Source organism: Promicromonospora sukumoe (genome assembly GCF_014137995.1).
Lineage (GTDB): Bacteria > Actinomycetota > Actinomycetes > Actinomycetales > Cellulomonadaceae > Promicromonospora > Promicromonospora sukumoe.
Genome location: NZ_JACGWV010000004.1, coordinates 22,981 through 49,871 on the forward strand (window position 1 = coordinate 22,981; position 26,891 = coordinate 49,871).

The window sequence follows — 26,891 nt, forward strand, 5'->3', positions numbered from 1 at the left end:
ACGGTTCCGAGGCCATGTCCCACGGCCCGGAAGTTCACCCGTTGCCTAGGATTTGGGCATGGCCGAGGCGACCGCCGGACACGACGACGACCCGATCTCCAACCGGAGTCGGATCATCGGTGCTGCGGTCCGCCTGACGTGCGAGCACGGCTGGTCGAAGGTGACGATGGGCCGCCTCGCGACCGAGGCCGGCGTGAGCCGCCAGACGGTCTACAACGCGGTCGGCAGCCGCGACGACCTGGCCGAGGCGATGGTGCTCACGGAGTCCGCGCAGTTCGTCTTCCGTATCGTCGAGGCCTTCGACAACCACCCCGACGACCTGCTGCCCGCGATCCACGAGGCCGTGGAGAGCACGCTGCGGTTCGCCGAGGGGAACGCGCTGCTGCGTGCCGTGGTCTCGGCGACGCACGGCGCGGACACCGAGCTGCTGCCCCTGCTCACCACGCACTCGGAGTCGCTGCTCGGCACAGTGAAGGTGGTCGTCCAGGACCGGGTGGACCGGTACGAGGTCACGCTGCCGCCGGAACGGATCGCGGCGACCATCGACATCGTGGTGCGGACGGCGCTGAGCCACGTCATGCAGCCGACGGCGTCCCCGCGCGAGACGGCGGACTCGATCACGTGGCTCGTGGCGTGCGTCCTGGGACGCACGGAGGAGCTGGTCGTCTCCCGCGCGTGACGCCCCGCGCTTGACGCCCGGCGTCGGCGGAGGAGGATCGGTGCATGCGAATCGGCACCCACTTCATGCGTTTCGACTCGATGGAACCCGCCGGGATGCGGACCGAGCTGGCGGACGCCGCCCGGTACGCCGACGAGGGCGGCGTCTCGTGGATCTCCGTGATGGACCACTACTTCCAGATGGAGCACCAGGGTTTCCCGGCGTCGGACCCGATGCTGGAGGCGTACACGACCCTGGGCTACCTGGCCGGGGTGACCGAGAAGGCGCAGCTCGGCGCACTGGTCACGGGGGTGACATACCGGTACCCGGCCCTGCTGGCCAAGATCGTGGCGTCGCTCGACGTGGTCTCCGGCGGGCGCGCGACCTACGGCATCGGCGCCGCCTGGTACGAGAAGGAGCACGCGGGGCTGGGGGTGCCGTTCCCGCCGGTCAAGGAGCGGTTCGAGATGCTCGAGGAGACCGTGCGGATCGCCCGCCAGATGTACGACCCGCAGGAGGACGGCCCGTTCGAGGGCAAGCACTTCCAGCTCGCCGAGACGCTGTGCTACCCGCCGCCCTTGTCGGGGCCGGAGATCATGATCGGCGGCTCCGGCGAGAAGAAGACCCTCCGGCTCGTGGCCCAGTACGCCGACGCGTGCAACCTGTTCGCCGAGACCCCGGAGCGGCTGCGCCACCTGCTCGACGTGCTGCACCGGCACTGCGACGACGTGGGGCGCGACTCCGCCGAGATCCGCGTCACCATGCTGCACCGCGGCAGGCCGATCGGCCCGGACGACACCGCGGCCTTCGTCGAGGAGATGCGGGGCTTCGCCGTGCACGGGGTGGACACCGTGATCCTGCGCCCGCCGGGCACGTCGCTCGCCGCGTGGGTGCGCGACGCGGTGCTCCCGGTCGTGGAGCCGTGCGCCGACCTGTGACTCTCAGCCGGCCACCTCGGAGGCCCCGGCCGCCGCGACCCGGCCGGCCTCCGCGGCCCGGCGGAGCACCACCGGGCACGTAGCCAGGTGGTCGTCCACCAGGCCGCAGGCCTGCATGGCCGCGTAGGCCGTGGTCGGGCCGATGAACCGGAAGCCCTCCTTCTTGAGCGCCTTGCTCATGGCCTTCGACTCGGCCGTCCAGGCCGGCAGGTCCGCGAACGTGGCCCGGCGCGCGTGCTCGGTGGGCTCCGGGGCGAAGGACCAGAACAGCTCGTCGAGCGTGCGGCCCGAGTCGTGCAGCGCGACCACGGCCCGCGCGTTGTCGACGGTGGCCTCGATCTTCATCCGGTTCCGGATGATCCGGGCGTCGCCGAGCAGCCGCTCGACGTCGTCGGGGCCGAAGGCCGCCACCCGCTCGGGGTCGAAGCCCTCGAAGACCTCGCGGAACGCCGGGCGCTTGCGCAGCACGGTGATCCAGGAGAGCCCGGACTGGAAGCCCTCCAGTGCGATGCGCTCCAGCAGGGCCTGGTCGCCGTGCACGGGCACGCCCCACTCGTCGTCGTGGTACGCCGAGTAGAGGGGGTCGCCGTCGCCGAAGCAGCGCTGGGCCGGGGCGGCGTCGTCGCCCGGCGTCCTGAGGTCTGTCACGCGGTCAGTGGTCACGGCACCACTCTGACCCACGGCACCGGCACTCCGCGCCGGTCGGCCGCCCGCCTGTGCACGACGTCCGAAAACCGCTGCCTGTGGTCGCGCCAGGACCGTTGATCCGCCCTGCCGAGGGGCTCCCGGCCGGCATCACCGGTCACGAACCGACGCCGCCGATCGCACCCCGCCGCCGCAGGTAGGCGTCGACGCCGTCGAGCACCACGGTGATGCCGAACGCGATGTCGTCGTCGGCGGGCGAGTCGATCGTCCCTCCCTGCCACGACGCGAACGACGCGAACAGGTTCGGGTACGCCTGCGGCCCGGCGTACTTCAGGAGCACCGTCTCGAAGTCCGCGAAGGGGTCGGCAGCCTCGATCGCGGCGGGGTCCAGGTCCGCCTCGGGAGTCTCGTCGGGCAGCCCGGCGTCGCGCCGGACCTTCTCCACCGCCGCGCGCCGGGTCTCGACGTGCACCCGGGCCTCGCCCAGCACGTGCTGGGCCAGCAGGCCGACGATCGCGAGCTTCTCGTCCGCGGGCAGGTCCACGTCGCGCAGGGCGCCGAACGCCTGGTCCATCCAGCGTACCCGGTTGGGCCCCGGCGGGACGGCGGACAGCGGCAGGTCGAGCATCCACGGGCGGGTGATGGCGAGGTCGATCTGGGCCCGGGTCCAGGCCTCCAGCCCGGCCCGCCAGCCACCGTCCTCGGGTATGTCGGGCAGGTCGGCCGCCACGGCGTCCGACATGAGGATCAGCAGCTCGTCCTTGCCGGACATGTGCCGGTACAGGGCCATCGACGTGTAGCCGACGGCCTCCGCGACCCGGGCCATGGAGACGGCGGCGAGGCCCTCGGCGTCGGCCAGGTCCATGGCTGCCCGCACGATCTGCCCCGCGGAGAGCGCGGGCTTCGGCCCGCGGCGGCGCGGCGCGGCGTCCCCCCAGAGCCGCTGCACGACGACGGGCAGCTCGTGCTCCCGCGCCGCGGGCTGCGGCTGCTCGGGCGTCTCCGGGGGCTGCCCGGCCGGCCCGGGCGTGTCGTCGGTGCGCATCGGCTCCATCCTGCCCTGCTCCGCCGGGATGATCCGACCCGAAACTCTCTTGACCCCATACTGTTTACGCCCCACACTAAATCGCGTAGGCCATAAACAGTATCTGGACGGAAGAAGGAACCATGGCAGCGATCGTCACGGCCGAGGGGCTGGGCAAGTCCTTCGGGAGGCGAGGCTCGACGAGCCCGCCCGTGCTGGACGGGCTCGACCTCGAGCTCCAGGAAGGGGCGGTCCTCGCGCTCCTCGGCCCCAACGGGGCGGGCAAGACCACCACTGTCCGCATCCTGTCCACCCTGCTGCGGCCCGACGCCGGACGCGCGACCGTCGGCGGGCTCGATGTCGTCCGCGACGCGCGGCGGGTGCGCGAGATCATCAGCCTCACGGGGCAGCAGGTCGCCGTCGACGACAAGCTGTCGGGCGCCGAGAACCTCACGATGATGGGCCGGCTCGCCCACCTGCCGCGCCGGGTCGTGCGCGACCGCGTGGCCGAGCTGCTCACCGCGTTCGACCTGGCCGACGCCGCCCACCGGCACGTCGGCACCTGGTCGGGCGGCATGCGGCGCCGGCTCGACCTCGCGGCAGGCCTGCTCACCCGGCCCCGCGTCATGTTCCTCGACGAACCCACCACCGGGCTCGACCCCCGGTCGCGGCAGGCGCTGTGGGACGTCGTCCGCGGCGTGGTCGCCGACGGCACCAGTGTGCTCCTGACCACCCAGTACCTGGAGGAGGCCGACCGGCTCGCGCAGCGCGTCGCGCTGGTGGACGGCGGCCGCATCGTCGCCGAGGGCACGCCCGCGCAGCTCAAGCGCCAGGTGGGCGAGGCGGGCGTCGAGCTCACGTTCCCCACCCCGGCCGACGCCGGCCGGATCGCACCGGCGCTCGCGGCCGCCACGGTCGACGGCGCGCGCGTGCGCGTGCCCACCGACGGCTCGGTCGCGCACGTGCGCTCCGTGCTGTCGGTGGTCGAGGACTCCGGCGTGGCGCCCGAGCACTGGGAGGTGCGGGCGCCGAGACTCGACGACGTCTTCCTCACCCTGACCGGCCACGCCGGCCAGGGCAGCCCGGCCCGCACGACGGAGGTGGCGGCATGACGCACGTCCTGAGCGACGTCTCGACGATGACCACCCGCGGCCTGCGGCTCATGTCGCGCGACGCGGACGCGATGATCACCGCGGTGGTGCTGCCGGTCATCATCCTGCTGATGTTCGTGCTCGTGTTCGGCGGGGCGCTGGACACCGGCACGGACTACATCAACTACGTGACCCCGGGCGTGATCCTGCTGGCGGCCGGCTTCGGCGCCGCGAACACGGCGATGGCGGTGGAACGCGACATGTCCGGGGGCATGGTCGACCGGCTCCGGTCGATGCCCGTGAGCTCCTGGACCGTGCTGTCCGGGCACGTGGTCGCCAGCCTGGTGAAGAACCTGGCGACCACCGCGATCGTCTTCGGCGTCTCGATCCTGCTGGGGTTCCGGCCCCAGGCCACGCCCCTCGAATGGCTCGCGGCGGTAGGCATGATCCTGCTCTTCGTCGGATGGATCACCTGGCTCGCCACGTTCGTGGGCGTGCTGGTCCGGTCGCCCGACGCCGCCGGCGGCTTCTCATTCTTCGTGATGTTCCTGCCGTACGTGTCGAGCGCGTTCGTGCCCGTCGACACACTCCCGGGCTGGCTGCGCGGGTTCGCGGAGCACCAGCCCGTGACGCCCGTGATCGAGACGGTCCGCGGGCTGCTCGCCGGGGACACGGCGGGTACCGTCGCCGGGGTCGCCGACCCCGCCGGCGCCGCCGCGCTCGCGGTCACCTGGTGCGTGGGTCTCGGGCTGGTCTTCGCCGTCGCCGCAGGGCTGGCCTTCCGTGCCCGGCGCTGAGCGGCAGGGGGCCGGGCGGCAGGAGGCCGTCCGCTGGTGGCGCCGCCCCTGGATCGCGCCCCTCGCCGTGATCACCGGCGTGTTCCTGGTGACGGCCCTGCCCCGGTACGTGGGCCTGGACCCGACGCAGTCCCTGGTCCCGACGGACCGCGGGCCGGCGTTCTACCCGGCCCTGGTGACCCACATCTTCGCGGGCTCGGTGATGCTGACCGCGGGCGTGCTCCAGCTCTGGCCGTGGCTGCGCGCCCACCACCCGCGCGTGCACCGGTGGAGCGGCCGCGTCTACGTCGTCTCGGCGCTCGTGTCCGGCACCGGTGCGCTGGTCACCGCACAGTTCCCGAGCGCCGGCGTGGCGCAGCAGGTGGCCAACACGCTGCTCGCCGTCCTGCTCCTGACGTTCACGCTGCTCGGCTACCGGGCCGTGCGGCAGCGCAGGTTCGCCGACCACCGCGAGTGGATGGTCCGCAGCACCGCGCTGGCCTTCTCGATCGTGGCCAACCGGTTCTGGGCGCCCGTGCTCATCGCGATCTACGTGCCCGAGGCGCTCACCGACCCGTCCGTCGGGTTCGGCGCGCCCGAGATCGAGGGCGCGGCCATCGCCTCGGCGTGGGTGTCCTGGATCGCGAACCTCCTCTTCGCCGAGTGGTGGCTCCACCGGAAGCCGGGACGGCGGGCCCGGGTGCAAAGAACTCGATGAATGTCGGTGGCTGAGGACACACTGTCCCCATGTCACAGACCACCGGCGGGACCGCGGGCGTCGCGGAGCTCGAGCAGAAGCAGATCCTGAAGAAGTACCTCCAGGAGACCCGTGAGGCCCTCGTGTGGAAGCTCGAGGGCCTCACGGAGAAGCAGGCGCGCTGGCCCCTGGTGCCCTCCGGCAACAACCTCCTGGGCATCGTGAAGCACTGCGCCAACGTCGAGATCGGCTACCTCGGGCCGGTCTTCGGCCGCCAGTGGCCCGACCCGGCGGAGCTCGTCTCCGACCAGGACTGGGAGCAGGACCCGCAGGCCGACTGGTACGCGACCGAGGACGAGTCGGTCGCCTCCGTCGTGGACCTCTACCGGCGCGCCTGGGCGTTCTGCGACGAGACCATCGACACGCTCCCCCTGGACACGGTCGGGCGCGTGCCCTGGTGGCGCACCGGCGAGGTCACGCTGTTCCGGATCATCGTGCACGTCACTGACGAGACCGCCCGGCACGCCGGCCACGCGGACATCCTGCGCGAGCTCACCGACCGGTCCGTCGGCCTCTACGCCGGCAACACCAACATCCCGGACTGGCAGGACGGCGAGGCGGTCGCCTACTTCGACAAGCTCAAGAACCTCGCTGAGCAGGCAGGCAACTAGCGCCGACGCCCGAGATTCGCCAAACTGCGGGCCATGCCCATCAACGTGGAGCCGTCCACATCCTCCGGGCCCTCGCCCGCACCCGCTCTCGCGGAAGCACCGAAGCCCGCCCGGTCCGCGTCGACCCCGGAGGTGGCGTCCGGTAGAACGGACATCCCGCCGCTCGGGCCCGGCAGACGGCCCGACGGCGGCTCCATGCGACCGCTGTTCGTCTTCCTCATCGCCGCCGCCGCGGCGCTGACCGGCAGCATCGTGTTCGCTCTCGTGCACACCGGGAACGAGCGCGAGCTGGAACAGCTCAACGAAGCACGCGCCGACGTCGTCCAGGCCGTCGACGAGGGACGCGCCGCCCAGGACGGGCTCGCCGCCCAGATCGAGGCCGCCGAGAACGCCCTCGCCGCCTCCAAGGGCAAGGTGCTCGACGGCGCGCTGCGCGCCGAGCTCGCCGGGCACGTCGCCGCAGCCAAGGAGCTCGGCGACACGGTGCCACCGTCGATCCCCGAGGCCGGGGCCGCCGGCCTCGAGGCCGCCGAGGACCTGGACGCGCTGGAGGCCCAGGCCACCGAGTGGTCGATGACGATGCAGACCGCCTCGACGACCCTCACCGCGGCGACCGCGGACGTCCAGGACTCCTTCCGGCAGTGGCAGCAGCAGCGCGAGGACGCCCAGGCCGAGGCCGACGCCGCGGGCGACCAGGAGGCCGACGCCGCCGCACAGCTCACCGAGGCACAGGCCACCCTGTCGTCCGTCACCGCCCAGCTCAAGATCTCCGTGCGCGACTCCAAGTACACCCTCGACTGGGCCGCCGGGCTGAAGGCTCCCACAGCGGAGCGCAAGGCCCTCATGACGGACCGCACGGAGGGCGAGGCGGCGCTCGCGGCACGAGCCGACGCGAACGACCTGACGGCCGTCCAGGGGCTCGCGGAGGAGCGGGAGGCCGCGCGCGTGGCGATCGAGGGCGCCGCGTGGGCCGTGCGTGCCACGGCGGCGGACGGCAGCAACGGGCGGCTGGCGCAGAAGGACCTGTGCAAGGTGGGGGTCGGGCCCGAGGGGCAGAACCAGTACCTGCGGTGCGACGCCGCCGAGGACTGGAAGCGGCTCGGCGCCGCGTTCGAGGCCGAGCTCGGCAAGCCGCTGCGGGTCGAGTACGGCTACCGCCCGTACGACTGGCAGCTCCAGGCGATGGACGAGTTCGGCGCCGGGCAGGTCGCCGCGCCCGGCACCTCGAACCACGGCTGGGCCGCCGCTGTGGACGTACCTGTGGACGACGGCTTCCGGTTCGGCCAGCCCGAGTTCGAGTGGCTCGCGGCCAACGGGCCGAAGTTCGGCTGGGAGCACCCGGACTGGGCGCGGGCCGGCGGCGGGCGCGAGGAGCCCTGGCACTTCGAGTACACGGGCTGACCCGGCCGCCCGGCCGGGCCGACCCGGCCGGGTGCCCTGCCGCGCGGCCGCCGCTGATCCCGGCGGTCGCGCGGGGCTGGATAATGGGTCGGTGCAGTGCCCCCACTACGACGCCGACCGCTGCCGTTCCTGCACCCTCCTGGAGATCGACTACCCCACCCAGGTGCTCGACAAGGAGCGGCACGTCGCCGCCCTTCTCGACCCCGTCGCCGCCGCGCCCACCTGGCTCCCGGCGGTCAGCAGCGTCGAGTCCGGCTTCCGGAACAAGGCCAAGATGGTCGTCAGCGGGACCGTGGCCGAGCCGGTGCTGGGCATCCTCGACCGGGGCGGGCACGGCGTCGACCTGACGGACTGCGGGCTCTACCCCGACGCGCTCCAGGCGTCGTTCGGGCCGCTGGCCGCGTTCGTGACGCGGGCGAACCTGGAGCCGTACCAGGTCTCGGGCACGGGCAAGCGTGCCCAGCAGCGCGGCGAGCTCAAGTACCTCCTGGTCACGCTGTCGCCCGACGGCGAGCTCATGGTGCGGTTCGTGCTGCGCTCCCAGGAGGCGATCGCCCGCATCCGCAAGCACCTGGGCTCGCTCCGGTCGGAGCTCCCCGCCCTCGCGGTGGCGTCGGCGAACATCCAGCCCGCGCACGCCGCGGTGCTCGAGGGCGACCTGGAGATCCCGCTCACCGAGCGCACCACCCTCCCCATGCGGATCGACGACATCACGCTGGACCTGCGCCCGCAGAGCTTCTTCCAGACCAACACCGCGGTGGCGACCGAGCTGTACCGCCAGGCGCGGGCCTGGGTCGACGAGGTGGACCCGGGCAGCCTCTGGGACCTTTACTGCGGCGTCGGCGGCTTCGCCCTGCACTGCGCGGCGCCCGGGCGCGCCGTCACCGGCATCGAGATCAGCGCCGAGGCGGTCGTGGCGGCGTCGGGCACCGTGGAGCGGCTGCGCGACGGCGACGGCGGCGAGCGGTTCCGCGACGTCACTTTCGCGGCGGGGGACGCGACGGCGTTCGCCGTCGGGCCGCAGAGGCCCGGGCTGCCGGAGATGGTGATCGTGAACCCGCCCCGGCGAGGCATCGGCCCCGACCTGGCGGATTGGCTGGAGGGCTCGGGGATCGAGCACGTCCTGTACTCGAGCTGCAACGCGACGACCCTCGCGAAGGACCTCGCCGCGATGCCCTCGCTCCGGCCGGTGCGGGCGCGGCTGCTCGACATGTTCCCGCAGACCTCGCACTACGAGGTGCTGGTGCTCCTGGAGCGCGCGGCACCTGACCTGCCCTGACGCCCTACTTCGACCTGCCCGGCGGGACGCCGTCCTTCGTCGCGTGGCCGGGCTGGGCGGCCTTGTTCGGCTGGGCGGGCTGGGCGGTCTGCCCCAGCGGGGCGGCCTTCGTGGCCTGACCGGGCGGGACCTTGTCCTTCCTGGCGTGGCCCGGTGGGGTCCCGTCCTTCTTCGCCTGCCCCGGCGGAGTCGCCTTCTTGTCCTGGCCGGGAGGTGTCCCGTTCTTCTTGGCCTGCCCTGGAGGGACCGCCTTCTTCGCCTGCCCGGGCGGTACCCCGTCCTTTTTCGCCAGGCTGGGCGGGACACCGTCCTTCTTGGCGAGGCCCGGCGGTACCCCGTCCTTCTTCGCGAGGCCGGGCGGTACCCCGTCCTTCTTCGCGAGACCCGGCGGGGTGAGCCGCGCCGGGCTCACGTCGGTGAGCCGCGGGACGTCCGCCGGGTCCGGCAGCGGGGAGACCTGGGCGGCCTGCCGGACGGCGTGCCGGGTCTCGTCCGCGGCGGAGACCGCGACCGTCCCGGTCTCGGGGAACGGCGGCGCGGCGTCGACGCCGCCCACCACCCCGGTCGTGACGGCCGTGGTGACGAACAGGCCGCCCGCGACCGTCGCGGTCAGGCTCATCGGGTCGGTCAGCACGCTCCGGGCGGTCAGGGCAGCCCGGGCTCCGACGGTCGTGAACCAGCCGCCGGCTCCCGCTCCGCCCGCGCCACCCGCCGCGGTGGCGACCGCGCCCGTGGCGGCCGCACCCGTCGCGGCGAGCCCGCTCCCGGCGGTACCCGTCCCCGCGGCCCCCGCCGCGGCCGCCGTCGTGCCCGGGGCCGCCGCGGTGCCGAGCAGCAGGACCGGTGCGGCGGCGCGCAGCATCCAGTAGGACTCGCGGACGTCGACGTATGCCCGCGTGCAGCCGGCGCACCCGACCATGTGGTCCTCGACCTCCTGCCGACGGCGGGGCAGCAGGCGGTTCCGGACGAAGTCGTGCAGGGCCGCCCGGGTGGTCCGGCACGGCAGGTCGGCGGTGGTGCCGGCGTGCGTCTCGGCGAAGGTGCTCGCGAGCCGGTTCTCGGCGCGGCGCAGGCGCCGTTTGGCGGCGTAGGGGAGCACGCCGATCTCGTCGGCGATCGCGGCCACGGGGCGGGACCCGACGTGGTGGTCCCAGAGGAGCTGCTGCTCACCCGCGGGCAGCCGTTCCATGGCCAGGTTCAGCACCTCGAGGTCGAGGGCGTGCCGGAGCGGCCCGGGCCCGACGACGCCGTCGGCGGGGCTGTCGGCGGCCTCCTCCTGCTGCTGGGCCATCCGCCGCGCCACCTCGATGGAGGCGCTGCTCCAGAAGGCGAGGGGGTCCACGACGTCGCTCTCCTTGAGCAGCTCGACGCAGAGCAGCTCGAGACCGCAGCTCGCGGCCAGCTCCGGGTCCACACCGGGGACCCGCCGGGACACCGTGAAGACGACGGCGCGCCGGTGTGCCGCCCACCGGCTCAGGTCGGCGCTCGTGACGGTCACGCGGCCCCCCTCCTGCACACGACGCGGCACCTGGTGGTACCTCGTCGCGCGTGCCCCCGGGCGTGCATGCTCGCAAAGAATGTATGCGCATGGAAGGGACCCGTGTGATGGCGGGACGATCTTGGGCTAGCGCCCAGATGACCTGTGCGGACGCACAGCAGTGAGCGGACACGGGCCTCGTGGGAGGCCCGCGCGACCATCAGTCCCCGGTCGCCGGATCTGTCTCGTCGGGCACGGTCGAGAACGTGCCGAAGAGCAGCTGCCAGATCTCGTCCAGGGTGGTCGTCGCGAGATCGATCCCGGGCAGGCCCTCGAGCCCGAGGCTGGCGAGCAGCTCGCTCAGCGCGGTCCCGACACCCGGTGTCGTCGCCGGGGGCTCCTCCGGGACCTCCGGCGGTTCCACCGGCGGCTCGGGATCGGTCGGCGGTTCCTCGGGCTGCTGAGGCTGCTCCGGTTCCTCCGGCGTGCCCGAGCCACCGCCCGGGTTCGACCCGGAGCCGGAGTCCGGGCCGGAGCCCCCGCCGGAACCGCCGGAGCCGCTGGGGGCCTCGGTGTCCGGAGCGGGCGCCGGCTCGGCCACCACGGGCGCCGCGTCGGCGGGCGTGGTCGTCCCGTCCTCCTTCGGCGTGGTGGCGGGACGCGGCTGCGGGTCGGCGGGCGGGATCGACGGCGGCTTCTCGTCCGTCGACGGATCCTCCGACGTGGACGGCGAACCACCGGCGTCGCCGCCCCCGCCACCCGCGCCGGACCCGCCGGACCCGGCTCCGCCGCCTGCCCCGGAACCGTCACCGGCGGCATCCTCGACGGCCTGGATCGGCGGGTCGCCGAGCTGGTTCACGATCAGGGCCGCGGCCCCGCTGCCGATGGCGAGCGCGGCCAGCACGCCCGCGGCGACGGCGGTCTCCTTCTTGCCGAACGAGCGCGGCTTGGCAGCGCCCGCCGCGCCCGCAGCCCCGGCAGCGGCGCCGGTGCTGAGCAGCCCGCCGGCGATGAGGTGCTGTCCCAGGTCGCGGAGCATCCAGGACACCTCGCGGACGTCGATGAACGCGCGGGTGCACTCGGTGCAGCCGTCCATGTGGACCTCCAGGCGCCGCTGCCTGCGCGGCAGGAGGCGGCCCTTGAGGTAGTCGTGCATGGCGGCACGGGTGGTGCGGCACTCGGGCTCGTTGACGGCCTGGGCGTGGGCGGCGGCGAACGCGCCGGCGAGGCGCTCCTCGGCCCGCCGCAGCCGCATCGTCACCGCGTGCGGGCGTACCCCGAGGTCGCCCGCGATGTCGGTGACCGCCATGTCGTGGACGTGGCGGTCGAGCAGGATCTTGCGGTCGTCGTCGGCCAGGTCGGACAGCGCCGAGCGGAGCATGCTGACGTCCGCCTCGCGTTCGGCGTCGAGCTCGGCGCCCTGCACGGGAGGCGTGAGTCCGTCGAGGGTGTCGTCCTCGACGGGTCGGGCGCGGCCCGCCTCACGGGTCATCGAGATGGCCTCGTTGACGGCGGCCCTGCGCCAGTAGGGGGCGGGGTCGTCGATGGTGCCGCCGGTGGAGACGATGCGGACCATCTTCTCCAGGGCTCGGCTGGTGGCCTCCTCGGCGTCGATACCGGGCACGCGGGCCGCGACGGAGCGCACCACGTTCGGCCGGTGCACCACCCAGTCGTCGATCCGCAGGTCACCTGTGGTCGTCACGCGAACCTGCTCCCCTCTGCGCATACTGTCCGGTTTCGACATGCTCGGCAATGATCGCACCACAGATCCTTGTTTGTGCAACTTTCCGGCGTGATCGTCCGGCGTGGCGGCACCGCTGGGGGGCGCGGCCGGCACGGGCGGTCTGGTGGGGTCCATCTGTGCTCACCTCCGGGTCGTCGAGAACGTGGTCGATACGGCGTCGAGGCCCTGCGGTCCGGACGTCGCGTGGATGATCGCGAGCGCGACCTCGCACGTGGCGGCGATCAGGTCGCTCGCTCCCCAGGCGTCCGCGAGCCGGTACAGGTTGACGGCGTCGCCCTCCGCGTACGCGCGCAGGTACTGGGCGCCCAGGCGAACGAGTTCGGGGTGCTCGGTGTGTTCCATGCAGCCCAGACGCGCGAGCCGCGCGGATGTCACAGCACTTCTGGAAATTTCTTCTGATTGTTCCGTGGCGTCCGGTTCGGGGCGGTGTGAGGGTGAAAATGAGTGCCCAGGGCAGCGTTCAGCGCGCGAGATGCGTTTTCATCCGGTAGGCCTGGGAGCCGGGCCACATGTGAATACATCGAAAAGTGCTGTGACATCCGGGTCGGGACCGCGTCCTACCTGTGACGCGGACGGAGTTCGGACCTCGCTGGGGGCGGGCCGAGCTACGACACGTCGGACGGGAGCCGTGGTTCGGAGTGCGCTGGGGGCACGCCGAGCCACGGGCTCCCGTCCTTTACCCGGCCGGCCGGCCCGCGTACCGTGGCCGCATGCGCACCGCACGCTCGCTGCTTACCTAGCCGCACCGGATTCGCCCTCGATCGGGCACGACCGGTGCGGCCGCCCCTCCTTGCGAGGGGCTTTTTCGTGCCCGGACCCGATCGACGTACCGGAGAGCGAGAGCGATGAGCGAGCAGCACCCCACCCCAGGACCCACCGGCGGCGGCAACACAGAGCCCGGCCCGTTCGAGGCGGCCGACGACGGCGCCCGGCCCCGCCGCTACCTGCTGACGATGTTCCCCTACCCCTCGGGCGACCTGCACATGGGCCACGCGGAGGTCTTCGCGATCACCGACGTCCAAGCCAGATATTGGCGCGCCAAGGGCTTCGACGTGCTGAACCCGGTCGGCTGGGACTCGTTCGGCCTGCCCGCGGAGAACGCCGCGATCCGCCGGGGCGAGCACCCGGCGGTGTTCACCGAGGCGAACATCGCGACCCAGGCGGCGTCGATCCGGCGCTACGGCGTCTCGTTCGACTGGTCGCGACGGCTGCACACCCACGAGCCGGCGTACTACCGATGGACGCAGTGGCTGTTCGCCCGGTTGCACGAGCGGGGCCTGGCCTACCGGGCCGAGGCGGAGGTGAACTGGTGCCCGCAGGACCGGACGGTGCTGGCGAACGAGCAGGTGGTCGACGGCGCGTGCGAGCGCTGCGGGACCGCCGTCGTCGGGCGCAGCCTGACGCAGTGGTTCTTCCGGACCACCGCCTACGCCGACCGCCTGCTGGACGACATGGCCCTGCTGGAACCGGGCTGGCCCGCGCACGTGCTGACGATGCAGCGCAACTGGATCGGCCGCTCCGAGGACCCGAACGGCGGGACCACCTACCGCCTGCACGACTGGCTGGTCTCGCGGCAGCGCTACTGGGGCGCCCCCGTCCCGGTGGTGCACTGCCCGGCGTGCGGCGAGGTGCTGGTGCCCGACGACGAGCTGCCCGTCGAGCTGCCGCACCTGGAGGGGGACCGGCTGGCGCCCGGCGACGTCTCGCCCCTGGCCGCCGCCCGGGACTGGGTGGAGACCACCTGCCCGCGCTGCGGCGGCCCGGCCGAGCGCGACACGGACACGATGGACACGTTCGTGGACTCGTCCTGGTACTTCCTGCGCTACCTGTCGCCCGGGTACGAGGACGGCCCGTTCCGTCCCGAGGACGCCGCCCGCTGGATGCCCGCCGCCCTGTACGTCGGCGGGGTCGAGCACGCGACGATGCACCTGCTGTACGCGCGGTTCGTGACCAAGGTGCTGTACGACATGGGCCTGGTCCCGTCGCCCGAGCCGTACGCCCGCCTGCTGAACCAGGGGCAGGTGGTCAACCACGGCCGCGCGATGAGCAAGTCGCTGGGGAACGGCGTGGACCTGGCCGCCGAGCTGGACCGCCACGGCGTGGACGCCGTCCGGCTGGCGATGCTGTTCGCGGGGCCGCCGGAGGACGACGTCGACTGGGCGGACGTCTCGCCGGAGGCGATGCGCAAGTTCCTGGCCCGCGTGCTGCGGCTGACGTCCCGTGGGTCGAGCGCCTTCCGCGGGTCGAGCGTGTCGAGACCAGGGTCTCGACACGCTCGACCGGCGGACGGACCGGCGGACGGACCGGCGGACGGGCCAACGGCGGAGTCCGACGCCCTGCGGCGGGTGGTGCACCGCACCGTGCACGACGTCGACGGCCTGGTCGAGGCCGGCCGGTTCAACGTCGCGATCGCGCGGCTGATGGAGCTGGTGGGTGTGGTGCGGCGCGCGGCGCCGTCCGACGGTGACGCGGACGACGGCGTCTCGTCCGACGGCGGCCTAGAGGCCTACCGCGAGGCCGTCGCCGCGGTCGCGGTGCTGCTCAGCCTGTTCGCCCCGTCCACCGCCCAGGACCTGTGGGAGCGCCTGGGGCGTACGACGCCGGTCGCGGCCCAGCCGTGGCCCGACGTGGACCCGGCGTACCTGGTGACCTCCGAGGTCGAGGCCGTGGTCCAGGTGGACGGCCGGCTGCGGGACCGGATCGTGGTCCTGGCGGACGTCGCGCCGGCCGACCTGGAGCGGGCGGCCCTGGCGCGGCCGGCGGTGACTCGCGCGGTGGGCGACCGGGCGGTGCGGCGGGTCGTCGTCCGCCCGCCGCACCTGGTCAACGTGGTGCTGGACCGGGCCTGACGGTCAGGCGACCGCGCCGTCGTCGTCCTCGTCGAGCTTCGCCCGCAGGGAGCGGAGCTCGGCGAGGATCTCGCGGTTCTGCGCGGCCAGGGTGTCGAGCCGCTCGTCCTTCTGCTCGTCGTCGTGGCGCTCCTCCTCCGCGATCTCCTCCATGCCGTTGACGATGACGGCGATGAACAGGTTCAGCACCGCGAAGCTCACGACCAGGATGTAGAGCACGAAGAAGATCCACGCGGCGGGGTGGGTCTCCATCACCGAGCGCGCGATGTCGGGCCAGGCCTCGCCCGTCATGGCCTGGAAGAGCGTGAACAGGGAGATCCACAGGCTGCCGAAGTACTCGGGGGACGACGCGCCGAACAGGCCGGTCGCGATGACCGCCGACACGTACATGACCAGGACCAGCAGGGCTCCCACGGCGCCCATCCCCGGCACGGCCCGCAGCAGGCCGTCGACCACGCGCCGCAGCGACGGCACCACGGTGATCACCCGCAGGACCCGCAGTACCCGCAGGGCACGCAGCGCGGACAGGGACTCGCTCGCGGGGAGCACCGCGACGCCGACGACGAGCAGGTCGAACACGTTCCACGGGTCGCGGAAGAACTTCCGGCCGTAGGCGACCATCCGCAGCACCAGCTCGAGCACGAAGAAGCCGAGCATGGTGTGGTCGATCGCGATCAGGACGTCGAGGGCCGCGCCCGTCACCATCGTCTCGGCGCCGAGGACCAGGGCGTTCGCCAGGATCACCCCCAGCACCAGGTTGGTGACCCACTTCTGGTCGAGGAACGCCCGGAGCCGTTCCCGTCCGGTCCGCGGTACCGCCTGCGTGCCGATGTCCTGGTTCATCCGGTCTCTCCTCAACGTTCCCGTGCCCGGAGCCCGTGCTCCGGCAGTGCCTCGGGCCCCGTGCCCGGCCGAACTCTAGCGCTGCGGTGCGCCCTGTCTTGTCCGCCTGCAATGTCCCGATATAGGTCTAATCGGCGGGTCCGGTGGCAACTGAACCAAATCAGTGCTTGAGTAGAGCACAAGCAAGCAACACGACTGGAGGAAAATGCCATGGGCTTCTGGGCCTTTCTCATCCTCGGACTGATCGCCGGTGTCATCGCACGCATCGTCATCCCGGGCAAGCAGCCGGGCGGTTTCTGGGTCACCTTGCTTCTCGGCGTGCTCGGAGCCATGCTCGGCGGCTGGCTGGGCGGCCTCCTCTTCAACATCAGCTTCGACGCGTTCTGGTCCTGGTCGACCTGGCTGTTCGCGGTCATCGGCTCGATCATCGTCATCCTGATCGCCCAGGCGATCTTCGGTCGGCGCAAGACCGCCTGACCGGCAGACCGCTGTGGCCCGCGGCCGCACCGCCCTCGTCGTCGCCCTGACGACGCTGGTCGGGGCGGCCGCGGTCGCATGTTCGGGCGGTGCGCCCACGCCGTCGTCGACCCTGGGCCCCGTGCCCGACGACGTGGCCGGCCACCTCACCGTCCAGGTGGACCAGGGGCGCACGCAGTACGCCGCCCGGGAGATCGTCCTCGCGGTCACCAACGACTCGGACGAGACGATGACGCTCCTGTCGGGCGTCCTGGACGCGGACGGCTTCGGTCCGTCGCACCCCACCAAGGAGAACCGCACCCCGGCGCTGCGGCCCGGCACGACGCGCGACGTCTACCTCGGGCTGGGCGAGGCGGAGTGCGCGGGGTTCCCGGCAGGGCCCGGCGAGCCCGTGCCGGACGCCGCGCCGTCGGCTGTCCTCATGCTGGCCCTGGGCGAGTACGACGACCTCGGGCCGGCCACCGACGTCGTCGTCGACGAGGTGGGCGACCCCGGCGGCCACCTCGCCCGGAACCACGCGGTGGACTGTGCCGGCGCGGCCGTCGCCGCGGGCGTGAGCCTGACCGTCGACGCCGACGTCCCCGTCGAGACCCGGGACGGTGAGCTCACCGCGCTGGTCACGCTGCGGGTCGAGCCGGTGGACGGCGGACCCGAGGTCACGATCGACCGCATCGCCGGGACCACCATCATGAACAACCCCGACCCGGGCGACGACGGCTCCGGCTGGACCGGCGCGGCGCTCGACGGCCAGCGGTCCGGCGGCAGCGTCACGCTGCCCGTCGTGCCCGCCCGCTGCGACGCCCACGCCGTCGGCGAGGACAAGCGCGGCACGTTCCTGCCCGTGTCGGCGAGCGTCGACGGGGTGGCGCAGCACGTGATCTACGTGCCCATGCCGGACTCGGCACGCGCCGACCTGGTCGCGTTCATCGCGGAGAGCTGCGACTGGCCGGAGTAGGGCGCGCCTCGCGGGGGAACGCGAAAGGCGCCGCCCCGCCGTCGGGCCGGGGCCCGAGGTGGAGGCGGCGCCTCACTAGGTGCTGCGGCTCAGACTCTGCTCTTTGTCGTCTGAGCCTGCGGCTCCGCTCCGGGCGAGTGCCTCGTTCCTCGGCCCTCACCCTGCGCTGCGCCTCCGGCTCAGACGACCCGGATGAAGGTCGGGCTGTTCTGCCACATCTCGGTGTAGCGCACCGGCATGCCGGCGGCCCAGGCCTCGATGATCATGCCGTTGCCCGCGTAGAGGGCCACGTGGCCGGGCGTCCAGACGATGTCGCCCGGCTCGGGGTACGTGACCTGGTAGCCGGAGCTGAGCATCGCGCTCGAGGAGTGCGGCAGGGAGACACCGAGCTGCGCGTACACGTACTGGATCAGGCCGGAGCAGTCCATGCCCTCAGCCGGCGAGGCGCCGCCCAGCACGTAGGTGATGCCCAGGTAGTTGAAGGCGATGTTGACGGCCTGCTGGCCCACCGGCACGGGGTCCGGGGCGTCGACCGAGACGACGGCGGGGCCCTCGCCCTTCTCGCCGTCGGCGCCCTTCGAGGTGCCCAGGGCTTCCATCTCGATCGGCATCTTCGCGTCGGCCGGGACGGTCACGGTGGGCGCGCCGACGAGGGACTGCTTGGCTACCGCGGTGAGGGAGTTGAGGTCGACCGAGTTGAGCTTCGCGGTCTTGACCTCGGTCTTCAGGTCCATCGCGGGGGCCGCGTGGGCCGTCGTCGCGATGGTCGAGATGAGGACGCCGCCTGCGGCTGCCGCGATGGCGCCACGGCGGGCGACGGTGCCGGCGTTCTCGGTGGCGGTACGAGCGAGGATAGTCAGTGGTGTCTGGGCCGGGCGGCTGTCACGATGCCGTCCGCGGAGGGAGTTCGTCACCTAAGGTCTCCTGTACCGCCTGCGAGGTCAGCTGTCGGGTTCGGGTGAGGAGTGCTACCCGGCCGCACGGCTTACAAGGGGGTACCGTCCGGCTTCACCCCGAGGACGACGATCCTGCTGTCGCCCGGGAATGGGTCCCCCGCTCCTGTCTTGAACGTCTGGTCACGAACCGGTGACAGGATTCGGCGTCCGGATCGCGACTCCACCGTGGGGGTGGAGCAGAAGTCAAAGTACACACGTTCATGGAAAAAGTCACGATCGGGTTACGCATTCCGGTCTGACCCAACGAAGGCGCAGATTTGCGCCGTTTCGGGCGTCCGGGGTTATGACCGACATCACACATCCGCTAGCGTTCGGCCGCATGGGCGAATCGCACTCCCGTATCTCCGCCTGGTGGGTGTTTCCCATCAGTGCGATCGTCTGGTGGGCCTGCGGCTTCCTGCCGTGGCTGGCGCAGATGTCGTACCAGGTCACAGGCATTGCGGAGGCGTCCGACGCCGCGGCGGCCGGACTGCTCCCGCTGCCGTTCACGGCTGACGGCGCCGTCGCGGGCCTCGTCGTCATGGCCCTGATCGGCGGCCTGCTCTCCGGCGTCACCGCCCGCCTCCCCGCCTCGGCCGGCGCGGGTGCGGCCGCCGCGATCGCGGGCACGCTGACCGCCATGGCGGCCGCGGGCGGCTCGTCCTGGTGGCTCGCGGCCCGCGAGACCGTGCCCGGTGACGCCATGCCGCTCGGGATGCTCGTCGTCACCTGCGCCGCGGGCCTCTTCGGCCTCGCGGCGGGCCTCCTGGCCGGCCTCGGGCCCGCGGCGCTGCGCGGCGTCGCGCTCGCCCTGCCCGTGGTGCTCCTCGACGGCTGGTTCTGGGGCCTCGTGCCGGGCGGCTCCGTGTCCCCGGTCGGCACCTGGTGGATCTTCGCGGTGGCGCTGGGCGTCGCGTTCGGCCTCACCGTCGACAGCCGGCCGATCGAGCTGCTCGGCTGGCTGCCCGCCGCCGGCGTCGTGTGGGTGTTCCAGGCGGCCGGCCCCGCCCTGCTGGCCGTGCAGGAGAACATCTGGCCCGGCTCGGCCCTCAGCGAGGACCCCCTGTCCGCGGTAGCGATGGCCGCGGGCAGGATCGCCTCCGCCGCGATCTCTCCCGAGGGGCACCAGCTCGGCGCCTGGGTGGTGGCCCTGCTGCTCGGCGCCTCGATCGCCGCGCTGCGGCTGTCCCGGGAGGCCTCCGACGAGGGCGAGCTCTCCCAGGCCTGGGCCTGATTGCGATCGTGTAAATTTCACCCCCGATCGGACGCGGGGCCTGTTCGGCGCCTGTCCGGTCCCCCTAGGTTTGCCCCAGTTCGGGGGTAATCAACCCCCGTGCGAGCACAGGGGGCACAGATGAACAGGAAGTCCTTTGCCGGCGCCGCCACCTCCGTGGCGCTCGTCGTGACGGCGCTGGTCGCCGTCGCGCCGGGCGCGCAGGCCGCGACCAGCGATCCCCTCCGGGACAAGCAGTGGGGCCTGGACCAGATCAACGCCGAGGCGGCCTGGCCGGCCAGCACCGGCGCGGGCGTGGTGGTGGCCGTGGTCGACACAGGAGTCGACTTCGACCAGCCGGACCTGGCGGGACAGCTCCTGCCGGGTGCCACCTTCACGGGCTGCGCGGACGTCCGTCCGTGCGGCGACGGGGACTTCAGGGGCCCCGACGGCGCCAACGACGGCGACGAGCACGGTACGCACGTGGCGGGCATCGTCGCCGCGGCCACGGACAACGGCATCGGGGTAGCGGGCGTGGCGCCGGACGCCAAGGTCCTGCCGGTCAAGGTGCTCGAGGCCGGGACGGGCTCGTCGCAGGACATCGCGGACGGCATCCGCTGGGCGGCCGACCACGGCGCCGACGTCATCAACCTCTCCCTGGGCTCCGGCCTGGGCGGTCAGCTGCTGACTATCATCGGCGTGGACACCCTGATGCGCGACGCCATCGCGTACGCCCGCGAGCGGGGCGTGCTCACCGTGGCGGCGGCCGGCAACTCGTCGACCCCGCTCTGCAGCGACCCGGCGTTCACCAGCGTCGCGATCTGCATCGGGGCGACCGACTCCGCCGGCCTGCACTCCTACTACTCGGAGCTGCCGGTCAAGCTCGACCTGAAGAGCGTGTCGGCGCCCGGCGGCTCGGGCGGGCTGACCGGCTGCGACGGCGACGTCTGGTCGACGGTCCCCGTCGGCACGGGCTCCGACACCTGCGCGGGCGGCAGCTACGACTCCTACGCGGGCACGTCGATGGCGACGCCGCACGTGGCCGGGGTCGCGGCGCTCCTCTTCGCGCAGGGGCGCACGGCCGACGACGTCGAGGACGCCATCCTGTACACGGCCCGCGACCCGCTCCTGGGTCTGACCGGGCTGTGGACGCCGCTGTACGGGTACGGCGTGGTCGACGCGGCCGCCGCGGTCGCGTACTGAGGCCTGGCGCGCAGGAGCACCGCGGCGCACGCCGCGGTGCTCCTGCGCTCTGGTTGTCGGTACGGGGTCGTCAGTACGGGCGGATGTAGACCGCGTAGTCCTGCCACTGCTCGGTGTAGCGCACAGGACTGCCGTAGTTGGCGGCCTCGACCACCATGCCGTCGCCCGCGTAGAGGGACACGTGGCCCTGGGTCCAGACGATGTCGCCCGGGATCGGCGACGTGACCTGGTACCCGGTCGCCACCATGGACGACGACGAGTGGGGCAGCTCCACGCCGAGCTGCGCGTACACGTACTTGATCAGGCCCGAGCAGTCGAAGCCCGTGGCGGGCGAGCTGCCGCCGTACGCGTAGGCGATGCCGATGTACTGCATCGCGATCGAGATGGCCTGGGCTCCGATGGAGCCGTCGGACGCGTAGTCCGGCGTGGCCGGCTCGGCCTCCTCGGTGGCCGTGGACGTCGCGGTCACCTCTGCTGTGGTGGTCTCCACGACTGGCTCGGGCTCTGGCTCCGGCTCGGGAGCGGGGGTGACCTTGACGGCCTTGCTCTCGATCTGAAGCTTCGCGTCGTTCGCGACCTGCACCGCTGGTGCCGTCGCGACGTCCTTGGCCAGCCGGTTCGAACCGTCTCCTGCGATCGCGTGTGCACTGGGTGCGAACGCTGTGGCGAGAAGTCCGGATGATGCCGCGATCACTGCACCGGAACGAGCTGCGGTGCGGGTGACGGACATGAAGTGAGTGCTAGGAGCGTGATCGGCGCGGTGTCGGCCGCGTCGGACGGTGGTACTCACCGAAGTTCTCCAAGTCGCCGGTTGCGCGGTCCCGTACCGGTCTGGGGAATGGGGTCCGCGGCTGTGCCTCCGGTGGCGCAGCGAATCCGACGCTACATACGGGTACCCACCTTGTCTCGATCAGATAACACTTGTCGTGAAGTATCGGCCTGTCCTAAACGCGCGTAACTTTTCGACCAGATGCCTTTTCCCAGCGTAAGGAGCATTTTCAACACCGAAATGCGGTCCTGACGGCTATGAAAAGACAGTGGACGAAATGTTGCGACACGCGCCTCTCCGGCGGTGTGTCAGCCCTTGTCCCGTGCGCGCAGCTCCGCCTCGGCCTTGAGGTCGGCGAGCTCCGCGTCCACCAGCTCGCGCGCTCTCGGGGCCTGCGCGAGGTCGGTCAGGCCGGCGAGCATCCCGCTCCGCGCGACGGCGAACGTGACCTCGCACGCGGCACCGCCGTCCTGCCCCGCACCACCGTCCGGCCCGACCCCGCGCAGCGGCGTGACCCGGTGCGCGATCCCGGTCCGGACGCCGGGGGTGCCGCTGCTCGACCAGGAGAAGCCCTGGCCCTCGGTGAGTCCGTCCACCTCCCAGGTCGCCGTCGGCAGGCCGGGCTGGTCGATCTCCACCCGGGACCCGACGACGATCGCCCGCTGGGGGCCCAGCAGCGTCACACGGGTCATGGCACTGGTCCAGGAAGGCATCCGCTCGACGTCGGACAGCACCTGCCAGACGACGTCGGCGGACGCCTCGATCCGGGCGCTGGTGCTATAGGCATGAGCCACGGGCCCCAGGCTACGCCGGGCTGGGGAGCATCCGGCGCAGGCTGGGGCCCGTGGCGGGCCTTCGGGTGGAGGTGGCGGTGCCGGTCAGGGACCCGCGGAGATCACGACCGTCACCGGGGTACCCCAGATGACGAGCGCGCCCTTGGCCGGGTCGGACGAGATGACGGTTCCCTCCGGCGCCGTGTCCGACTCCTCGTCCGTCAACGTGCATGCAAGGTGCTTCTGCAGGCACACGACCTCGACGTCCTCGCGGGTCATCGCGACGAGGTCGGGGATCTCGATGACGCTGTCGGCGACCTCTTCGGGCAGGCCGGTGAACTCGGTCGTCAGGTAGATGTCCGTACCGTGCTTCGTGTCCTGCGTCTCGAGCGGCAGGTTCCGCGTCTCGTCGTAGATCACGGTCCGGAACCGGTCGTCGTCGGCGTACTGGTACGTCGCCGCGGTGCCTGGCCGGTCCTCCGAGTCCCGGACGTCCTCCTCGACCTCGACGTCGTCGAGGTTCGTGAGCACCTCCCACGCCGCGGCCCGCAGCTCCGGTGATGCCGGTGCCTGGGTGGCCAGGCGGGCAGCGAGGTCGCGCAGCTGCTCCATGCCGTAGCTCGACGGGGCGTCGACGTCGTCGTAGTTGCTCAGCAGGGCGTCGTGCAGGGCCTCCGGATCGGTCGGGAGCGCCTCCATCTCCGCCCAGGAGTAGCTGCGGGTGTGGCCCTCGATGTTGATGTAGTCGCCGAGACCCATCAGCGCGGGGCCGCTCGCGGTGAGCTCGAAGTTGACGCCGTCGCCGTACCAGCTCTCGCTGCCCAGCGTGCTGCCCAGCGGCGCCTCGGGCCCGGACCCCTCGCCGGCCGGGCCGGTCGCGCCCCGGGTCACGACATGGAAGTACGTGGCATCCCGCCAGCCCTCGGGCGGCACCACCGGGTCGATGGACGGGTAGCTGGGCAGCTCGGTCAGGCTGTCGCCCTCGCTCGACGTCAGGGGCGGCCCGGTCGGCGACGGTGACGGCTCGACCGGCATCGTCGTCGAACCGCCGGGCAGGACCACGCCGTACTCGGTGGCCGCCACCCAGGCGCCGCCCGCCAGGGCCAGCCCCAGGGCCAGGGTGACGCCGCCCGCCCGGGCGGCCCGTCGCCGTCGGGCAGCGGGGACGACGCGCGTGACGTCGACGTCGATCCGGGGCGCGACCCGGGTCACCCGGGCGCGCAGGTTCTCGGCGAACTGCTCGTCGTCGGTCATGACCCGCTCCTCTCGTGGTGGGTAGGTGGTGTTGTCGTGCCGGTCGCGTCCGTCGCGTCGAAGCCCTGGAGGATCTCGCGCAGGCGGACGAGGCCGCGCGACGCCGTGGACTTGACCGTGCCCACGGAGACACCGGCCGCGTCGGCGACCTCGCGCTCCGACAGGCCCTCGAGGTGCCGGAGCACCACGATCCGGCGCTGCTTGGTGGGCAGCAGCCGCAGGGCGCGGGCCAGGCGGTCCCGCTCCGCGTGCAGCTCGTCGGTGCCCTGCCTGTCGCCCGCCCGCTCGGGCAGGGCGTCGGCGGACATGAGCACCTCGCGGCGCCGTCGGCGCCACCCGTCGATCCGCTGGTTCGCCAGGACGCGCCGGGCGTAGGCGAGCGGTTCGCCCTGCCGGGCCTTGGGCCACGCCAGGTACGTCTTCATCAGGGCCTGTTGCACCAGCTCCTCGGCCTGGTGCGTGTCGCCGCACAGCAACCAGGCGGTGCGGGCGAGGGCGGGGGCGGACCGGGACATGAAGGAGGCGAACTCGGCCTCCTTGTCGCCGGCGACCACGACGTCGACGGGGCCGGCCTCGTGGGACCCGTCGGCGGCTTGGATCGGATCGGGGCTCGAGCGCCCCGCGACCATCGGCATGCTCATGTCTCCTTCACGGTCGAACGGGGCGAAAGGTTGAGCGCGCCGTCCGGCGAGCGTGTCGGTGTGCTTCCGTATCCTCGCGGCATGGCCACCCACCGGCTCACCGTGCAGCAGGCGCGCCGCATCGCGCTGCGCGCCCAGCTCCTCGACGCCCACCGCCCGGTCGACCTGGTGCACCTCGTGGAGGACCTGACGTTCCTCGCGGTGGACCCGACGTCGGCGGTCGCTCCCGCGGTGGACCTCGTCGCCTGGTCGCGGCTCGGGAACGAGTACTGGGTGGGCGCCGTCGACGACGCGATCACGGACCGCATGCTGTTCCAGCTCCGTGGCACCGTCCGCTCGACGGGCGACCTGCCCCTCTATCTGGAGCAGATGGCGCAGTGGCCGCAGAACGAGACCATGCGCGGGTGGCTGGCCGACAACGTGGAGTTCGAGCGCGAGGTGCTCGCGCTGGTCGAGGCCGAGGGCCCGGTGCTCGCCAAGGACGTGCCTGACACGGCGCGGGTCCCGTTCACCTGGGGCGCTGACGGATGGAGCAGCCGGCGCAGCGTGGCCGAGATGCTCGAGGCCCTGAACATGCAGGGCAAGCTCGCGATGGTGGGGCGCAAGGGCCGCCAGCGGCTGTGGGACCTCGCCGACCGGGTGTACCCGCAGGTCGAGGCGGTGCCGCTGGAGGACGCGCTGCGCGAGCGGCTGGACCGGCGGCTGGCCGCGGAGGGCATCGCGCGCAAGCGGGCGCAGGGCCGGTCGGGCGACGGTGCCTGGTGGGTGGACCTGCCCGGCGAGGTGGTCCGGATCGAGGGTGTGGACGGCGAGTGGCGGGTGGACCCCGAGCTGCTGGACCGGGCGGACGACGACTTCGAGCCGCGCACCGCCCTGCTGTCCCCGTTCGACGCCATCGCCGCGGACCGGGCCCGGCTCCTCGACCTGTTCGGCTACGAGTACACGCTGGAGATGTACAAGCCGAAGGGGAAGCGGCGCTGGGGCTACTTCGCGCTGCCGATCCTGCACGGGGAGCGGTTCGTGGGGAAGCTCGACGCCAAGGCGGACCGCAAGGAGGGCGTGCTGAACGTCTTCGCGGTGCACGAGGACCTGCCGTTCGACGGGGAGACGATGGACGCGGTGCACGCCGAGATCGAGCGGCTCGCGTCGTGGCTCGGGCTGGGCCGCGTCGACTACGCGCGGTCCGTCTAGGGGCGAGTTCTGTTCGGGATGGGAAAAACCACCCGTGGACGGTTCCGGCCGGACCTTCCGGACGGTGGGGTGCCTGTGGTCGGATGACCGCCATGACACACCGGACAATTCGGTACGAGACGGACTCGTTGACCAACCTGACAGGGCTCGTGTCTCTGACGGCGCTGACCAGCAGCCCGGACCCGCAAGCGGCGTACGACGCGCTCCGTGCGCGGTGGGGTGCGGTGGCGCCGGTCGAGATCGAGGCCGGAGTGCCCGGGTGGCTCGTCATGGGACATCAGGAGAGCTGCCACGTGATGCGCTCCGAGGCGGCGTTCGCCAAGGACCCGCGCACGTGGCGGTGGAACTACGAGGACCTGCTGCCGCCCGGCACCGCCATCGCGACCTTCGCGCCGGCGGACCCCCGCCCGTCGTCGTTCCACCACGACGGCGAGGAGCGGCGCCGCCTGCGCAAGCCGCTCGACGACGCGCTGGAGGCCCTGGACGAGCGCACGGTGCGCGACAACATCACGACGCTGTGCATCAGCATCATCGACCGCATGGGCCCGAGCGGGACCACCGACCTGGTCCGGGCGTTCTGCCAGCCCATGGGCTTCCTCGCGATGACCACGCTGCTCGGGTTCGACCTCGAGACCGGCGCACAGCTCATGACCGACTCGGCCAAGGTCGTGGTGGGCGACGGCGACGAGGTGGCGGCCGCGCAGGCCCGCGTCGCCGGCACGATCCTGCAGCACATCCAGCAGCGTCGGGAGGACGGCGGCCAGGACCTGATCTCGTTCCTCGCGGTCCACCAGAACTTCGCGCACGACGGCGAGATCGCCTCGACGGCCGTGGTCCCGATGCATGCCGCGGCGATCTTCCTCACCGCGTGGATCACCCAGACCCTGCACCTGCGGCTGTCCGACCAGCGGCTCGCGTCGCGGGTGAACGGCGGCCGGGTCGGGCTGGACGACGCGCTCGACGAGGTGCTCTGGCGACAGTCGCCGATCGCGCAGTCCCCGGCGCTGCGGTTCGCCCGCAACGACGTCGAGCTGGGCGGGCGCCTGATCGCCAAGGGTGACGCCCTGGTGCTGTCGATCGCCGCGGCGAACGGCGACCCGGCCGTGCACACCAGCGACCCGTGGGACGAGGTGGGCAACCGGGCGCACCTGTCCTGGGGCACGGGGCCGCACTCCTGCCCGGCCCCGCGGCAGGCCCGTCTGATCGCGCGGATCGCCGTCGACCAGCTCCTGCGGCACATGGACGTCCAGCTCCACGTGCCGGAGGAGGGGCTGCCCTGGGCGCACTCGCCCTGGGTGCGGCATCCCGAGCGGATGCCGGTGACCTACCGCCGGGCCACGGCCTACGGCGACGTCAACGCGTGACGCCGGGCCCGGGCGGCGGTGCC

26 protein-coding genes and 1 riboswitch are annotated in these 26,891 nt (G+C 72.6%); of the genes, 15 read left to right on the forward strand and 11 right to left on the reverse strand.

The window, feature by feature from the left end; genetic code table 11:
• Positions 1–58: 58 nt before the first annotated feature.
• Together FHX71_RS28530 and FHX71_RS28535 are read left to right on the forward strand one after the other, a co-directional pair.
• The gene (locus FHX71_RS28530; protein ID WP_182620898.1) at positions 59–679 is read left to right on the forward strand and encodes a TetR/AcrR family transcriptional regulator; all 621 of its coding nucleotides are present in this window, start codon (positions 59–61) and stop codon (positions 677–679) included.
• Positions 680–723: 44 nt separating this feature from the next.
• Positions 724–1,596 carry an LLM class F420-dependent oxidoreductase gene (locus FHX71_RS28535; protein WP_182620899.1) on the forward strand — a complete coding sequence of 291 codons (873 nt, stop codon included), beginning with the start codon at positions 724–726 and terminating at the stop codon, positions 1,594–1,596.
• A gap of 3 nt (positions 1,597–1,599) precedes the next feature.
• On the opposite strand, the gene FHX71_RS28540 is transcribed toward FHX71_RS28535, so the two are convergent.
• Together FHX71_RS28540 and FHX71_RS28545 are read right to left on the reverse strand one after the other, a co-directional pair.
• The gene (locus FHX71_RS28540; protein ID WP_182620900.1) at positions 1,600–2,259 is read right to left on the reverse strand and encodes a DNA-3-methyladenine glycosylase I; all 660 of its coding nucleotides are present in this window, start codon (positions 2,257–2,259) and stop codon (positions 1,600–1,602) included.
• Positions 2,260–2,398: 139 nt separating this feature from the next.
• Positions 2,399–3,286 carry a TetR/AcrR family transcriptional regulator gene (locus FHX71_RS28545; protein WP_182620901.1) on the reverse strand — a complete coding sequence of 296 codons (888 nt, stop codon included), beginning with the start codon at positions 3,284–3,286 and terminating at the stop codon, positions 2,399–2,401.
• Between the two features lie 122 nt (positions 3,287–3,408).
• Here FHX71_RS28545 and FHX71_RS28550 point away from each other — a divergent pair, with 122 nt between their 5' ends.
• The 6 genes from FHX71_RS28550 to rlmC all read left to right on the forward strand — a co-directional run bounded on the left by FHX71_RS28550 (position 3,409) and on the right by rlmC (position 9,180).
• Complete coding sequence (locus FHX71_RS28550; RefSeq protein ID WP_182620902.1) at positions 3,409–4,377, forward strand: ATP-binding cassette domain-containing protein; 969 nt, start codon at positions 3,409–3,411, stop codon at positions 4,375–4,377.
• Entirely contained in the window at positions 4,374–5,153 is a 780-nt protein-coding gene (locus FHX71_RS28555; protein WP_182620903.1) for an ABC transporter permease, read from the forward strand. Before FHX71_RS28550 ends, FHX71_RS28555 begins: the two co-directional genes overlap by 4 nt.
• Positions 5,140–5,850: a DUF2306 domain-containing protein gene (locus FHX71_RS28560; protein WP_182620904.1), complete on the forward strand. Its 711-nt coding sequence runs from the start codon at positions 5,140–5,142 to the stop codon at positions 5,848–5,850. The genes FHX71_RS28555 and FHX71_RS28560 overlap by 14 nt, the downstream gene beginning before the upstream one ends.
• A gap of 29 nt (positions 5,851–5,879) precedes the next feature.
• Positions 5,880–6,500: a DinB family protein gene (locus tag FHX71_RS28565; protein ID WP_182620905.1), complete on the forward strand. Its 621-nt coding sequence runs from the start codon at positions 5,880–5,882 to the stop codon at positions 6,498–6,500.
• Positions 6,501–6,533: 33 nt separating this feature from the next.
• The gene (locus FHX71_RS28920; RefSeq protein WP_220490653.1) at positions 6,534–7,901 is read left to right on the forward strand and encodes a M15 family metallopeptidase; all 1,368 of its coding nucleotides are present in this window, start codon (positions 6,534–6,536) and stop codon (positions 7,899–7,901) included.
• Positions 7,902–7,992: 91 nt separating this feature from the next.
• Entirely contained in the window at positions 7,993–9,180 is a 1,188-nt protein-coding gene (gene rlmC, locus FHX71_RS28575; RefSeq protein ID WP_182620906.1) for a 23S rRNA (uracil(747)-C(5))-methyltransferase RlmC, read from the forward strand.
• A gap of 4 nt (positions 9,181–9,184) precedes the next feature.
• Here the strand turns inward: rlmC and FHX71_RS28580 are convergent, their stop codons facing one another.
• The 3 genes from FHX71_RS28580 to FHX71_RS28590 all read right to left on the reverse strand — a co-directional run bounded on the left by FHX71_RS28580 (position 9,185) and on the right by FHX71_RS28590 (position 12,743).
• Positions 9,185–10,678: a zf-HC2 domain-containing protein gene (locus tag FHX71_RS28580; RefSeq protein WP_182620907.1), complete on the reverse strand. Its 1,494-nt coding sequence runs from the start codon at positions 10,676–10,678 to the stop codon at positions 9,185–9,187.
• Between the two features lie 199 nt (positions 10,679–10,877).
• Complete coding sequence (locus tag FHX71_RS29625; RefSeq protein WP_182620908.1) at positions 10,878–12,359, reverse strand: RNA polymerase sigma factor; 1,482 nt, start codon at positions 12,357–12,359, stop codon at positions 10,878–10,880.
• Positions 12,360–12,521: 162 nt separating this feature from the next.
• Positions 12,522–12,743 carry a hypothetical protein gene (locus FHX71_RS28590; protein WP_182620909.1) on the reverse strand — a complete coding sequence of 74 codons (222 nt, stop codon included), beginning with the start codon at positions 12,741–12,743 and terminating at the stop codon, positions 12,522–12,524.
• 503 nt (positions 12,744–13,246) lie between these two features.
• Here FHX71_RS28590 and FHX71_RS28595 point away from each other — a divergent pair.
• Positions 13,247–15,250, forward strand: a complete 2,004-nt coding sequence (locus FHX71_RS28595; RefSeq protein WP_182620910.1) for a class I tRNA ligase family protein — start codon at positions 13,247–13,249, stop codon at positions 15,248–15,250.
• A 3-nt stretch (positions 15,251–15,253) separates the two neighbouring features.
• Here FHX71_RS28595 and FHX71_RS28600 read toward each other — a convergent pair whose 3' ends face one another.
• Positions 15,254–16,093 carry an ion transporter gene (locus FHX71_RS28600; RefSeq protein WP_182620911.1) on the reverse strand — a complete coding sequence of 280 codons (840 nt, stop codon included), beginning with the start codon at positions 16,091–16,093 and terminating at the stop codon, positions 15,254–15,256.
• A gap of 210 nt (positions 16,094–16,303) precedes the next feature.
• Between FHX71_RS28600 and FHX71_RS28605 the strand changes: the two genes are divergently transcribed.
• Both FHX71_RS28605 and FHX71_RS28610 read left to right on the forward strand, forming a co-directional pair.
• Positions 16,304–16,570, forward strand: coding sequence for a GlsB/YeaQ/YmgE family stress response membrane protein (locus FHX71_RS28605; RefSeq protein WP_182620912.1), 267 nt, complete (start codon positions 16,304–16,306; stop codon positions 16,568–16,570).
• Positions 16,571–16,583: 13 nt separating this feature from the next.
• A complete protein-coding gene (locus FHX71_RS28610) occupies positions 16,584–17,525 on the forward strand; it encodes a hypothetical protein (RefSeq protein WP_182620913.1) in 942 nt (313 codons plus the stop codon).
• A 179-nt stretch (positions 17,526–17,704) separates the two neighbouring features.
• Here the strand turns inward: FHX71_RS28610 and FHX71_RS28615 are convergent, their stop codons facing one another.
• Complete coding sequence (locus FHX71_RS28615) at positions 17,705–18,439, reverse strand: C40 family peptidase (RefSeq protein WP_182620914.1); 735 nt, start codon at positions 18,437–18,439, stop codon at positions 17,705–17,707.
• 1 nt (position 18,440) lies between these two features.
• A riboswitch (cyclic di-AMP (ydaO/yuaA leader) is annotated at positions 18,441–18,637 on the reverse strand.
• A 163-nt stretch (positions 18,638–18,800) separates the two neighbouring features.
• Between FHX71_RS28615 and FHX71_RS28620 the strand changes: the two genes are divergently transcribed.
• Together FHX71_RS28620 and FHX71_RS28625 are read left to right on the forward strand one after the other, a co-directional pair.
• A complete protein-coding gene (locus tag FHX71_RS28620; RefSeq protein ID WP_182620915.1) occupies positions 18,801–19,694 on the forward strand; it encodes a hypothetical protein in 894 nt (297 codons plus the stop codon).
• A gap of 120 nt (positions 19,695–19,814) precedes the next feature.
• Positions 19,815–20,876 (forward strand): S8 family serine peptidase, encoded by a 1,062-nt coding sequence (locus tag FHX71_RS28625; protein WP_182620916.1) that lies wholly within the window; start codon positions 19,815–19,817, stop codon positions 20,874–20,876.
• A 70-nt stretch (positions 20,877–20,946) separates the two neighbouring features.
• Here the strand turns inward: FHX71_RS28625 and FHX71_RS28630 are convergent, their stop codons facing one another.
• The 4 genes from FHX71_RS28630 to FHX71_RS28645 all read right to left on the reverse strand — a co-directional run bounded on the left by FHX71_RS28630 (position 20,947) and on the right by FHX71_RS28645 (position 24,313).
• On the reverse strand, positions 20,947–21,606 hold the full coding sequence (locus FHX71_RS28630; RefSeq protein ID WP_182620917.1) for a C40 family peptidase: 660 nt from the start codon (positions 21,604–21,606) through the stop codon (positions 20,947–20,949).
• A gap of 347 nt (positions 21,607–21,953) precedes the next feature.
• The gene (locus tag FHX71_RS28635; RefSeq protein ID WP_182620918.1) at positions 21,954–22,439 is read right to left on the reverse strand and encodes an SRPBCC family protein; all 486 of its coding nucleotides are present in this window, start codon (positions 22,437–22,439) and stop codon (positions 21,954–21,956) included.
• A gap of 84 nt (positions 22,440–22,523) precedes the next feature.
• Positions 22,524–23,672, reverse strand: coding sequence for a PASTA domain-containing protein (locus tag FHX71_RS28640; protein ID WP_182620919.1), 1,149 nt, complete (start codon positions 23,670–23,672; stop codon positions 22,524–22,526).
• The gene (locus FHX71_RS28645) at positions 23,669–24,313 is read right to left on the reverse strand and encodes a SigE family RNA polymerase sigma factor (protein ID WP_246403745.1); all 645 of its coding nucleotides are present in this window, start codon (positions 24,311–24,313) and stop codon (positions 23,669–23,671) included. Before FHX71_RS28645 ends, FHX71_RS28640 begins: the two co-directional genes overlap by 4 nt.
• Positions 24,314–24,394: 81 nt before the next feature.
• Here FHX71_RS28645 and FHX71_RS28650 point away from each other — a divergent pair, with 81 nt between their 5' ends.
• Together FHX71_RS28650 and FHX71_RS28655 are read left to right on the forward strand one after the other, a co-directional pair.
• On the forward strand, positions 24,395–25,504 hold the full coding sequence (locus FHX71_RS28650) for a DNA glycosylase AlkZ-like family protein (RefSeq protein ID WP_182620920.1): 1,110 nt from the start codon (positions 24,395–24,397) through the stop codon (positions 25,502–25,504).
• A 128-nt stretch (positions 25,505–25,632) separates the two neighbouring features.
• Positions 25,633–26,868 carry a cytochrome P450 family protein gene (locus FHX71_RS28655; protein WP_182620921.1) on the forward strand — a complete coding sequence of 412 codons (1,236 nt, stop codon included), beginning with the start codon at positions 25,633–25,635 and terminating at the stop codon, positions 26,866–26,868.
• Positions 26,869–26,891: the final 23 nt, after the last annotated feature.